The organism is Hymenobacter plasmatis (genome assembly GCF_020711255.1).
Classification (GTDB): domain Bacteria; phylum Bacteroidota; class Bacteroidia; order Cytophagales; family Hymenobacteraceae; genus Hymenobacter.
On the sequence record NZ_JAJFAW010000039.1, the window covers coordinates 20,564 to 32,291 of the forward strand.

7 protein-coding genes are annotated in these 11,728 nt (G+C 59.5%); 3 read left to right on the forward strand and 4 right to left on the reverse strand.

The features are described from left to right. Nucleotides 1-1,494 carry a TSUP family transporter gene (locus LJ738_RS20270; RefSeq protein WP_227788175.1) on the forward strand — a complete coding sequence of 498 codons (1,494 nt, stop codon included), beginning with the start codon at nucleotides 1-3 and terminating at the stop codon, nucleotides 1,492-1,494. A gap of 333 nt (nucleotides 1,495-1,827) precedes the next feature. Here the strand turns inward: LJ738_RS20270 and LJ738_RS20275 are convergent, their stop codons facing one another. From LJ738_RS20275 to LJ738_RS20285, 3 genes are all read right to left on the reverse strand, one after another. After that, on the reverse strand, nucleotides 1,828-2,682 hold the full coding sequence (locus LJ738_RS20275) for a DNA/RNA non-specific endonuclease (RefSeq protein ID WP_227788176.1): 855 nt from the start codon (nucleotides 2,680-2,682) through the stop codon (nucleotides 1,828-1,830). A 35-nt stretch (nucleotides 2,683-2,717) separates the two neighbouring features. Beyond that, nucleotides 2,718-4,169 carry an amidohydrolase gene (locus LJ738_RS20280; protein ID WP_227788177.1) on the reverse strand — a complete coding sequence of 484 codons (1,452 nt, stop codon included), beginning with the start codon at nucleotides 4,167-4,169 and terminating at the stop codon, nucleotides 2,718-2,720. A gap of 180 nt (nucleotides 4,170-4,349) precedes the next feature. Beyond that, nucleotides 4,350-4,847, reverse strand: coding sequence for a carboxypeptidase-like regulatory domain-containing protein (locus tag LJ738_RS20285; RefSeq protein WP_227788178.1), 498 nt, complete (start codon nucleotides 4,845-4,847; stop codon nucleotides 4,350-4,352). A gap of 280 nt (nucleotides 4,848-5,127) precedes the next feature. Between LJ738_RS20285 and LJ738_RS20290 the strand changes: the two genes are divergently transcribed. Next, nucleotides 5,128-8,559: a PAS domain-containing protein gene (locus LJ738_RS20290; RefSeq protein WP_227788179.1), complete on the forward strand. Its 3,432-nt coding sequence runs from the start codon at nucleotides 5,128-5,130 to the stop codon at nucleotides 8,557-8,559. Between the two features lie 318 nt (nucleotides 8,560-8,877). Here the strand turns inward: LJ738_RS20290 and LJ738_RS20295 are convergent, their stop codons facing one another. Beyond that, nucleotides 8,878-9,612, reverse strand: a complete 735-nt coding sequence (locus LJ738_RS20295; RefSeq protein ID WP_227788180.1) for a LytR/AlgR family response regulator transcription factor — start codon at nucleotides 9,610-9,612, stop codon at nucleotides 8,878-8,880. A 1,840-nt stretch (nucleotides 9,613-11,452) separates the two neighbouring features. Between LJ738_RS20295 and LJ738_RS20300 the strand changes: the two genes are divergently transcribed. After that, on the forward strand, nucleotides 11,453-11,728 hold a 276-nt coding region (locus tag LJ738_RS20300; protein WP_227788181.1), incomplete at its 3' end, for a hypothetical protein.

Below are 11,728 nucleotides of genomic sequence, written 5' to 3' on the forward strand. Positions count from 1 at the left end.
GTGACCAACCCGAAATCGCCCCATGCTTCCCCGACTACGGCCAATGCGCTGTTTCCGGTGTTCCTGCGGCTGGAGAAATTTCGGGTGCTGCTGGTGGGCGGCGGCAAGGTGGCCCTCGAAAAGCTCACGGCCATTCTGCACAACAGCCCCGAAACGGCCGTGACGGTGGTAGCGCCAGAGCCCCTGCCCGCGCTGCAGGCCTTGGTGGGCCAGCATCCGCGGGTGCAGCTCCACATCCGGGCGTATCAAGACGATGACTTGGAGGACCAGGATTTCTTGTTCGTGGCCACCGACGACGACGAACTTAACCACCGCATCAAAGCAGCGGCCGCCGCCCGCCACCTGCTCACCAACGTAGCTAACGCGCCGGATGCCTGTGACTTCTACATGGCCTCGGTGGTGCAGAAGGGCGATTTGAAAGTGGCCATCTCCACCAACGGCATGCTGCCCACCGTAGCCAAGCGCCTGCGCGGCGTGCTGGAAGAAGCCCTGCCTGGCGAGCTACACTCGCTGCTGCAGCACATGACCGTCATTCGAACCCGGCTCACCGGCGATTTCGCCAGCAGAATCAAGGCGCTGAACGCCGCCACGGCCGAGCTAGCCTATGGTCCGGCCTACGAGTCGCCGGCCACGGCCTACTGGCGGCGCATCGCCACGGGCGCGCTGGTCACGTTTGCCCTGTTTATTCTCATCAACATTGCGTCTTACTACGTCACGCTGGCGCAGGTAGTGGCGCTGCTCAAGGGCTCCGGCACGTTTTATATGTTCGTGGCCGTCGGCTTCGCAGCTCAGTTAATTGACGGCTTGTTGGGGATGGGCTACGGGGTGGTGTCGGCCATCAGCCTGATGTCCTTGGGGCTGAACCCGGTGGCGGTGAGCGCCAGCATCCATACGGCCGAAGTATTTGCCAGCGGGGCCTCGGGTTACCAGCACTACCGGTTTGGCAATGTCAACAAGCGCCTGTTTCGGGTCTTGCTGCTGCCCGGCGTGGCCGGCTCAATTAGCGGGGCACTGGTGCTTGCTCATTTCGGCGAGCAGTATGCCAATTGGGTGAAGCCGCTGTTGGCCGTCTATCTGCTGATATTGGGCATTCGCATCCTGAGCAAGGCGCTGCGCACGCATCAGCAAAAGCGGCGCAAAGTGAAGCACGCCGGCTGGCTGGCCGGGGCCGGCGGCTTCCTCGATTCCTTCGGCGGGGGCGGCTGGGGGCCGCTGGTAACCAGCACGCTCATTGCTACGGGCCGCACGCCTCAATACGTCATCGGCACGGTGAGCCTGGTCGAGTTCTTTGTGACTTTCGCCAGCGCATTCACCTTCTTCACGCTCATCGGCATCTCGCACTGGCAGATAGTGGCCGGCCTGATTGTCGGCGGCGTGGCGGCGGCCCCAATTGCCGCCCGGCTGGCCGGGCGCATCCCTACCCGCTGGATGTTTCTGGGCGTTGGCCTGATGGTCATCTGCTGGAGCCTCTGGGCCCTGCGCAAGCTTTTCTAAAGGCTGATAAGAAGCCTGAATAGAGAGCTGCCGTCATATAGAAAAACTGTCATGCAGAGCGGAGCGAAGCATCTCGCTCGCGCCTCTTGTCATGCAGAGCGCAGCGAAGCATCTTATCACCGTTGAACGAGTCGTGCTAGCCTGATAAGATGCTTCGCTGCGCTCTGCATGACAGGCGGTTAGGATTGAGGTAAAGATGCTTCGCTGCGCTCGGCATGCCGTTGTTAGTGGATAGGCGGCACGTCCTGAAGAACTATGCCCAATTAGGTTTACACTTGAGTTTCTGAAGCGCCCTGAGAACCTGCCATCAAGCAGCGCGCAGCCGGAATCAGCTCAATTTGTCGGGCCGGTATCCACTCGGGCTTCAATAGCTTTCTGGACGGCGGGAGCCACGGTCGAAAGAACATCCAGGCCCGTGGTAGCTTCAATGGCGTCTACCTTGGTTCGGTACTGGGCCCAGCTGGCATTCAGGCCATTGTCGTTGGGGATGTCGACGGCGATTACCCGCGTGGCACTGGTTACCCGGCTGGCGTCGTTGGTCCCGCTCGTGAGCACGACGACCACCTTCCAGCAGTGGGCGGGCACGGTGATGCGGCCTTGGTCGAGGGTGGTGGCGTAGCCATTGGCGCCGGTACCGCCGCGGCCGTAGCTGCCAGCTATAATGTAGAGTTCTTTGCCCTGGCCCACCAAGGTGCGGCAGTACTCTTCCAGGCTGGCCCAGGTCTGCTGGTTGAGGCGTGGCGCCTGCGGCATCATGTTGGTCATGAGGAACGTGGCCGAGTTGTCGGCTGCCGTTCGCGTGCGGTCGGCCGAGGGGCAGTTGTGGCCCCGGTCGAAGCCCGAGCCGCTGTAGCTGCTGGCCGTGGCCTGGTACCAGCCGGCGGGCAGGTCGGCATCGGGTCGGAAGTCGTCCTGCCGCGCGGCGCTGCCGAGCCAAGTGGCATCCAGGTGCCAGCTCACCCAGTTGGGCTTGCCCTGGTCGCGGTTGTAGCCCACCACGTATTGGGGCTTCACCAGCAGGTAGTTATTCGGAAAGCCAGCATCAGTGGTGGCCCCACTGGGGTTGCCTAGGGCCAGGTGTTCGGCCAAGCCGTCCTGTGGCGCTGGCTCCGCCGAGTCGCAAGCTGCGGCGCCGGCTAAAGCCAGCAGGAGCAGGCCGCAACGCAGCAGCTGGTGGGGCGCATTCATGGCCTAAAGGTACCTCTTACTGCCGAGCTTAGGGCCTAATCCCGGTAATTGAGCGCCGGTTTGCGGTCGCCCAGCAAGGGCTTGTATACATACGTGCCCACGTCATGCTTGAACTCGGTTTTGGCCTTCGCAAGCAACGCCGGGTCGCCAAAAAGGTCGATGGCAGTCAGCGTCATGGTTTTGGCAGCCACCATCATGCCCTTGGTGCCCACTTCGAGGCCGCTGCAGGCCACTGCCTGCCAGCTGTGGGCGGGCGTGCCCGGAATCCAGGTGGCGGCCTCCAGGCCCACGGTGGGCACCACGTAGCTCACGTCGCCCACGTCGGTGCTGCCACCGCCGTCGCGGGTGGTGAAGGGCGACACGCCGCCGGCCGTTTCCACGGCCGGTACGGCAAAACCCAGCGAGGCCTGGATTTGCTTGCCAAACGCCAGCTCCTCGGGGCTGTAGCGCACGCCGCCCACCTGCTCCAGATTGGCTTGCAGGGCGCGGGCCAGGGTTTCGTTGAGCAGCAGGTCGTGCGTGCCGCCAATGAGTTCGTAGTCCATGGTGGTGCCGGTGCCCAGCGCGGCCCCTTCGGCGGCTTTCACCACGCGGGCAAAGATGTCTTTCACGTTTTCCCGGTTGGGGTGCCGCACGTAGTAGTACACTTCGGCATAATCGGGCACCACGTTGGGCGCTTTGCCGCCGTTGGTAATGACGTAGTGAATGCGCGTTTCCTGCGGCACGTGTTCGCGCATCATGTTCACCATGTGGTCCATGGCTTCCACGGCATCGAGCGCGCTGCGGCCCCGCTCCGGCGACATGGCCGCGTGCGAGGCCACGCCGTGAAAGCGGAACTTGGCCGAGGTGTTGGCCAGGTAGTTGTTCATCATGGCCCGGTTCTCGTTGCCCGGGTGCCAGTGCACCACGGCATCCACACCGTTGAACAGCCCGGCCCGCACCATGTACACTTTGCCGCTGCCGCCCTCTTCGGCGGGCGTGCCATACACCTTAATGGTGCCCCGCAGCTTGCCTTCCTGTAGCAGCTTCTTAATCTCAATGCCCGCGGCCACGCTGGCCGTGCCAAACAGGTTGTGCCCGCAGCCGTGTCCCGCATCCAGGCCCGCCACGGGCTTTTTCTCGGCCACGGCCTGCTGCGACAACCCGGGCAAGGCATCAAACTCGGCCAGAACGCCGATAACCGGTTGGCCGCTGCCGTACGTTGCCACGAAGGCCGTGGGAATGTCGGCCACCCCGGCTTTCACCTCGAAGCCATTGTCGCGCAAGGTCTTCTGCAGCAAGGCTGAGCTTTGGGTTTCTTTGTACCCCACCTCGGCAAAGCCCCAAATGCGCAGCGCCACCTGTTTGTAGTCGGTGTACTGAGCCTGCAGCTCCCGCAAGGCCTGCGCTTTAATGGATTTCAGCCCCTTAATTGGGGCGGGCGGCAGCGCCGGACGGGCCGCCAGCAGCCCAATACCCAGCAGGCAAAAGATGGAAAGCTTTTTCATGGTAACGCTTCAAACAAGATAATGACTACCCGCGCCGGCCCCAGCGGCCATGGTTGAGCGAATGTAGCACAACGGCCCTTTTACCAACCCGGCGCGGCCACGTGGGCACCCGTTGAGCCAAAAAAGCCTCGGCCGGAGAGGGCCAAGGCTTTTCAAATACTTAAGGAAGGCGAAGGCTGCTTATTTGCGAATCTGCTTAAGGCTGCGCTTCACTTGCTTGCGGGCGGTTTTGAGGTAAGCCTTGAGCTGCTGCTTGCGCGACACTACGATGACCGTCGCATTGGCCAGGTTCACGGTTGAGCTGGAAGCTGCGGCGTTCAGGGTCATGGGCTCGTCGGCGTAGCCGGCGTAGGTGACCCGGGCGGCGAGGGGGCCCGCATTGGCCGGCACGTTGAACTCGAATTCGCCTTCGGCATTGGTCACGGCCATTTGCTTGGTGCCCGTCAGGATAACCACGGCGCCGGGCAGCACGCCGGCCGGGTTGGTGATTTTGCCCACCAGCGTCATCATTTTCGTGGGTTCGGTGGTCGGCGTTGGCGTGGTGGTGCTGTTACCCCGCGTGTTGGTCGACACAAAGCTGCGGTTGCTGGCAAAGGTGATTTGAGCGTGCGAGGTGGTGGCAGTCAGGGTTAAAAGGCAAGACAGAAAAGAGGCGGCGAGGACAGTAAAAGAGCGCATGGTGGTGATGTTGGTTGCTTTGTTTGAACGATACAAATGTATGTTTGCACATTGCCGTGGGATATTCGCTCTCGGTTAAGTGCCAATTTGTGCCGGTGAGTGGGCAAATCCGCCGTTGCAATGGCGCGTACAGGCAGCCGAAATGACCTGCTTGCAGTTGGCCGTTGCAAACCGTTGGTTGGGCTAGCAAATCCTGCACTTGGGACAGGATATGGATGCATTGAGCGGGTACCGCGTGGGAGAAGCAAGACCGGGCCAGATATTGCAGTTGCCCTTCATTATGCCTTCTACAACTTCCCTTCCCGCGTCGGCTTCCCTTGACGCGGCCTTCGCTCAGGCTCAACAGCGCCACGCCGCCTTACTAGAGGCCCTGGCCCGCTTCCCTGCCGCAGGCGAAGCGGAAGCCCAGCAATTCAGCCTTTTGCTTGACTTACTGCCGGAAGGCGTGGTGCTGTTTGATGCCGATGGGAGCATTAAAGTCCTCAATCAACCCTTCTTTGCCTTATACAATCTGCCCGATGCCCCCGCCGGGTGGCAGGGCCGGGCCATGGCTGAATTGCTGGGCCATGTGCAGCCCCAGGTACTGGCCCGCGTGCCCCACGAAGGCGGCGAAATGTTAACCCTGCGCTCCGGGCGAGTGGTGGCCAGCACCACCCAGCCCAATTCCGCCACCGCCGGCCGGTCAGCCCGGCAGCTGCTGTGCCTCACCGACGTAACCGATGCCATCCAGCGCCACCAGCTCCTGGCCGAGCTGGAAGCCGTTGCCCGCATTCCGCAGCAGAACCCGTACCCGGTGCTGCGCCTCGCTGCCTCGGGCCGCCAGCTCTATGCCAACGACGCCGCCCGGCAACTGGACCACGGGCTGGCGCCCGCCGAGCGCCTAAGCGGGCAACGGGCGCTTCGGGCCCTGGTGGCGCGGGCCCTGGCCCAGGGTACTCCTTATAAAGAGGAGGGAGCCCTCGGCCACCGCTGGTTCAGCGTACACGCCGAGCCGTTTGTCGCCGAGGGCTACATCAACCTGTACTTATTTGAAACTACGGCCCGCGTCCGGGCCGAGCAGCAGCTGCAAGAACAGCAGCGGTTCTACGAAACCATCCTCAACGAGCTGCCCGCCGAGGTATTCGTGGTCGACCACCAGTACCGCTACCAGTTTGTGAACCCAGCGGCCGTGCCCGATGCCGAGCTGCGGCAGTGGATGCTGGGCCGTACCAACGACGAGTACAACGCCCGCCGCGGGCACCCGGCCGCTATGGCCCAGCAGCGGAGCACCCACCTGGTAAAAGTGCTCGAAAGCCGCCAGCACCACGAATGGGTCGAATCCCTGGGCGAGGCCGCGGAGCCGCGCTACGTGATGCGCCGGCTACAGCCCGTGCCCGAAGCCGGCGAAGCGGTGAACCTGGTTATCGGCTACGGCCTCGACATTACGGCGCAGGAGCTGACGCGCCGGCAGCTGCGCGAGCAGCAGGAGTTCACCCAAAGCATCCTCGATACCAGCCCGAGCATCATTTACGTGCGCGACGCGTCCCAGCAGATTCTGTTTGAGAACCATGCCATGCAGGCGGTGCGCGAAAGCTCGCGGCACCTGACCGGCGAAGCCCTCGAGCCCGGCAGCGTGGAAGCCCAGGAAGTAGCTCAATTTGCGATTAACGACCAGATAGTTATCCGCAGTGGGCGCGAGCTCACGGCCGAAGAATCGATTACGCGGCTCGACGGCACCACGCGCATTTTCCAAACCGTGAAGCGGCCCTTGCCCCGGCCCGATGGCAGCGTGCACGTGCTGGGTGTGAGCACCGACATCACCGCCCTCAAGCAAGCCCAGCAAACCCTGGAGCGCAGCGAAAAGCAGTACCGCGACCTGATGAACTACGCGCAGGCGCTGATATGCACGCACGCCCTCGACGGCACCGTGCTTACGGCCAACCCCGCCCTGAGCGAGCTGTTGAACATGCCTATGGAAAGCATCATCGGCGGCAACGTGGCCGACGTAATGACGGCCGAAGACCGGGCCGCCTTTGCCGCCTATCTGGAGCAGATTGCAACGGCGCACGAAGCATCGGGGGTGCAGCGCGTGTGCCCGCGCGGCAGCCAGGAGCCGCGCTACTTATTGTACCGCAACTACATGGTGAGCGAGCCGGGGCAGGCGCCCTACGTCATTTCCCATGCGCACGACATTACCGAGCGCATCGCCGCCGAGCGCGAGATGAAACGTGCCAAGGAAGCGGCCGAGTCGGCCGCGCTAGCCAAGGAAAATTTCCTGGCCAACATGAGCCACGAAATCCGCACGCCGCTCAACGGCATTCTGGGCATGGCCGGCCAGCTCGGCAAGACGGCGCTCGACCCACGCCAGCAGGAGTTTCTGCGCCTGATTCGCTCTTCGGGGCAGCACTTGCTCAGCGTAATCAACGACGTGCTCGACATGGCCAAAATCACCTCGGGCAAGCTCGACTTCGAGCAAGTGGAGTTCAACCTCTGCGATTCTATGAACCAGGCCGTGCAGCCCCTTGTGCTAGAGGCCCAGGACAAGGGTCTGGCCTTTACCGGTACGCTGTTGCGCGAAAGCTGTACCTACCCGTGGGTGGTGAGCGACCCGTACCGGCTCAACCAGATTCTGATTAACCTGGTGGCCAACGCCATTAAGTTCACGGCCCACGGCAGCATCCACGTGGTGGGCCGGCAGCTGTCCGAAACCAGCACCCACCTCACCGTAGAATTCAGCGTGACCGACACGGGCATCGGCATTGAGCCCGATAAGCAGGCGCGCATCTTCGAAGGCTTCACGCAGGCCTACGCCGATACCACCCGGCAGTTTGGGGGCACCGGTCTGGGCCTGAGCATCAGCCGGGCGCTGGTGGAGCAGCTGGGCGGCACGCTTTCGCTGCGCAGCGCGCCGGGGCAGGGCAGCACATTTGCCTTCACCCTCACGCTGCCCAAAGCCGAGGCGCCCGTAGTGCCCACCACTGGCTCCGAACAATTTAACACCGGCGCCTTGGCGGGCCTCCGGGTGCTGCTGGTGGAAGACAACGAAATCAACCGCGAAGTAGCCCGCTTTATGCTCGAGGAGTGGGGCGTTATCCTGGAAGAAGCCGTAGACGGCGAAAAAGGCCTGCGCCTACTCACCGACCACGTGTACGACGTGGTGCTGATGGATATACAGATGCCTGGGCTGAGCGGGGTGGAAGTAACCCGGGCCGTGCGCCAGCTGCCCGACCCTCTGCGGGCGCAGGTGCCCATCCTGGCGCTTACCGCCAACGCGTTCCGGGAAGACAACGAGCGGTACCGCGCCGCCGGCATGAACGATTGCCTGGCCAAGCCTTTCGAGGAGGAAGCGCTCTACCACAAGCTGAATGCCTTGCGCACCGCGCCGCGCACCACGCTCCCCTACGACCTCACCAAGCTGCGGGCCATGGCCCACGGCCGCGAAGCATTTGTAACCAAAATCATCCGCTCTTTCCTGGCCAATACGCCGGCCAGCATGCACCAGATGCAGGATGCCGCATCGGCCGGGCAGTGGGGCAAGGTAGCCGAACTCACGCACCACGTCAAGCCCAATCTGGCCGCGCTGGGAGTAGTGGGTGTAGCGAGTGTGGTAGCCATTCTGGAAAAAGCACCCCACCCCGGCCAGGCCACCGCCGAGCGAACCGCCCTGGTAACCCAACTAGTGGCCTCCGTGAACCGGGCATTGGCCGCCTTGCCTGCGGAGTTGCCGGCTTAGTAGGGGTGGGGAGGCCTTATGCACTTCAAGGCACCTCACACCCGGCCCATCTCCAATAGAGAGGGGTGCCTGAATGTCATTGCGAGGCCATAGGCCGTGGCAATCCGTCCTGGTCTCAGCGACCAGCATACTAATGTGAAAAGCCCCGGCTCTGCGCAGTGCCGGGGCTTTTTGATTTGGGTTTGTCACAACTCGAGGCTCATCGCACATGAGAGGAAGCATTGCCGCGCTGCGCTCGCAATGACAGGACCGTGTCGCCGTTGCTCCCCTCTCCCAAGGAGAGGGGCCGGGGGTGAGGTGAGCGCATCCAGCTCAATTTTATATTCCCCGAAGCCGGCGATAAAAGGCTTCCTGGTACGATTTGCTGACCGGTACCTCATGCTTACCGAAGACCAGCGTGTGGTCTTCTACCACGTCAATGCGCCGGGTGTTGACGATATAGGAGCGGTGCACGCGGGCAAAAAAGGACTCTGGCAAACGCTCCTCCAGGCTCTTGAGGGTACTGTATACAATGAGCTTTTGCTTGTCCAGCACCAGCACCGAATAATCGGACATGGCTTCGATGAACAACAGCTCGTCATAATTCACCCGCACCATCTTCTTATTCACCTTCACAAACAGGTGCTGCTCATTGGCCGGGGCTGGCACCGGGGTGGACTCTGGCTGGCTGGCCGGCACTTGGCGGCGCTTCAGCACGCGCTCCACGGCCTGCAGAAACCGAGGAAATTCTACGGGCTTCACCACGTAATCGGTCACGTTCAGCTCAAAGGCATTGAGGGCAAAGTCGCGGTGTGAGGTAACGAGGATAATATCGGGCTGGGGAGTAGGCAGGATGCGCACCAGGTCCAGCCCCGAAAGCAGGGGCATCTCAATATCCAAAAATGCTACGTCGACCCGTCCGCCATCGCGGAAGAACGCCAGGCAATCCACCGCATTAGCAAACGAGGCCACCAGTTCCAGCTCGGGGGTTAGCTCAATAAGGTGTTCCAGGGTCAGCCGGTTCATCTCATTGTCGTCGACGAGCAGGCAGGTAAGCTTAGCGGGTGGGGCCATGAAGCTGGGAAGCAGAGATGTTAGCGTATACATATCGGCTTTCCCATTTATCCTGCAGCAGCAAAAAGCGCTACGCAATAAAAAGAACCGGCTCAATAATCTGGAACCATACGGTTTGGTAGTACAAGCTAGATTTCATTGAAGGTTACTACAAAGAAGAGTTCGTTCAATTCAACTAATTGCCTGTTAAACTTGACTTTCAGGCTGGCAAATGACGGGCTATGTATTAGTTTGATATCCAAAGCCGGTAGTCTTTGCGGCACTGTCCAAAGCTTAGGCCGCTGAGGGGGCGTGGCAGTAAGCTCGGTGCCAATTCAACGCCTAAGCCTTGAGGTTCTTCCTGCTTATTCTCTACAACCGGAAGGGCAGCCGTAGTCGGCCGAGTTTATTGGGCTGGCAATTGAGCTGGTTGAAGGGCAGCGTATTACAGTATATGTAGTGTTCAGCTCTTAGATATGTCTCAAGATGATATAATTCAAGAGAATTGAACTTTGCCTGGTTACGTAAAAACAGGAGAGTCAAATTCTTGACTGAGCGAGCCGAATGATGGCTTGAGACCAAGAGCTAGCAATGAATAGTTGAGCAGGCCAGTTTTGGACACGATAAATGACGCCTATGTCTACCGACGGCAGCCCTCAGGGTTTGTGCTTCAGGTTATAAGCCCCTTATAAATGCTTGTATTAGGGATTTTTATCTGATGAATAGGGTAATGAATACTTTATTCCCAAATAATAATGTCTATCCCATAAAAAATATCGCAAATCGATACTATTAAGCTTATTGCAAATTAATGGCTTTAAAGTGCTAAAAACAGATATTTGATATTTTTTAAGCTCATCATTTCGCATTTGTCCAAGAATATACTGTGAAAAATCTTTAATTATTATCTAAATCACCTTTTTTTATTGAAAAAGTCCTTACTAAATTTGAATCCGTTTTGTACAAACCGCAAAACTGTCCTGCCCAGTTAATTCTCTTCTTCGCTGGAAAGGTCTTCCGTAGAAAATTGAACTTAATTAATAATTGTAAACCCGTTTGTAAACCCACCCCCACCACGTTTATGAATATAACCTTACCCCCCACACCAAGCGGGAGATACTTCAAGGCCTACGGGTTCTTGCTGTTCCTGCTGCTGAGCTTGTTTGCTTCCCTGGGAGCAGCATATGCTCAAACAGGCACTACAGCCACAAGTGCGACGACTGTTTATACTGATAAACCAGACTATTTGCCTGGTGATGTAGTCATTATAGAAGGAAATGGGTGGCAAGTGGGGGAGCAGGTTAAGTTAGAAATAGACCACTCTACCGTTTCCCATGGCAATACTGTGTTGTATGCCACTGCTGATAGTAAGGGGTATATTTATAACAACCAGTTTGTTATTCAGCCCATTCACTTAGGGGAATCATTTACCCTTGCAGCGACAGGATTAACCTCCGGTCTTACTGCCCAAAATAAGTTTACAGATGGCAATGCAAGCATAACTACTTCTTTGTCTCCTAAGACCAGCGTTTGTGCAGGATCAACTGTAAATCTTAACGCTTCCGCTAGTGGAACAGACGGAGTTACTTGGGAATACAATGCAGGAAGCTCGTGGGCCCCAATCACGAATGGCACCAATGGATATACAATTACCAATACCGTAAATCCTGGTAATAAGATAGATTCTAAGTTAACATTTATATCAGGAACAGTACAGAACTCCTATGATTTTCGGGCCACTTTCGCAGGTAATAATAGTGGGGGAAGCGCCGCAACAAGCACTAGCTTTTATAGCCTACCGGTAGGCGCGCCGGTGTTTGCGTCGGGGGCCACGAGCACGCGCTGCCAGGGTGCTGGTACTGTGACCTACACGGCCGCGGCCGCGAACTCGACGAGCATCACTTATAGCCTAGTTTCCTCGCCGGCCAACGCCGGCAATACCATCGACGCCTCGACTGGGGCGGTGACCTACGTGGCGGGCTTCTTCGGGACGGCTACCATCACAGCAAGTGCGGCAGGGTGCAACGGCCCCAAGACGGCAACCCACGTGGCGACCATCGACCCGCTGCCCTCGGCGGCGGGCACCATCACGGGCACGAGTCCGGTCTGCGCCCGGGCCACCGGCGTGAGCTATTCC